Below are 642 nucleotides of genomic sequence, written 5' to 3' on the forward strand. Positions count from 1 at the left end.
CCCGCCTCAGATGGAAGCCAAATAAGTGAATCCTTTTCTTAATTGGTTTGAAGTATATTACACCAATAAAGAAGGAGGCCAGGTATGGCACAGAAAAAACGCAGACGATTTTCCGAAGAACAAAAAGTAATAGCGGTTCGACGTCACCTTTTGGACAAAACAGATGTCTCTGAAATCTGCAATGAATTATCAATACACCCCAATCAGTTTTATGAGTGGCAGCGAATATTCTTTGAGAACGGTTCCCGTGCCTTCATGAAAGATAATGCACTCCAGGAAAAGAAGACAGCAACTTTGATTAAAAGCCTTGAAAACAAGATAGCTCATAAAGACACTGTAATATCAGAGATAATGAGTGAGCACATAGCGCTAAAAAAGCATCGTGGGGAGCTCTAAAAGGTCGGTGGGTTGAACCTGATATTCGTGATGCCCTTGTGGACTTTGTTCGCGAAAAATCAGATTTAACAGGGCTCCCCGAGTCGTTCTTTATCCAAAAGATCGGTATATGGCCGGACAAGTTTATCAGTTGGAAAAAACGATATGGAAAAGCCAACGAACATAATGGTAATATTCCACGTGACCACTGGCTGGAAGCGTGGGAAAAAGATGAAATAGTTGCGTTTTATATGCAGCATCAAAGTG

The 642-nt window shown here is 41.1% G+C and carries 1 protein-coding gene and 1 pseudogene; both read left to right on the forward strand.

Features of this window, described 5'->3' with window-relative positions; all coding sequences use genetic code 11:
• Positions 1–84: 84 nt before the first annotated feature.
• The gene (locus CALK_RS11695) at positions 85–396 is read left to right on the forward strand and encodes a transposase (RefSeq protein ID WP_022637853.1); all 312 of its coding nucleotides are present in this window, start codon (positions 85–87) and stop codon (positions 394–396) included.
• Between the two features lie 38 nt (positions 397–434).
• Positions 435–642, forward strand: a pseudogene (locus tag CALK_RS12975) (IS3 family transposase); the annotation flags it as partial.

The organism is Chitinivibrio alkaliphilus ACht1, assembly GCF_000474745.1.
GTDB lineage: Bacteria > Fibrobacterota > Chitinivibrionia > Chitinivibrionales > Chitinivibrionaceae > Chitinivibrio > Chitinivibrio alkaliphilus.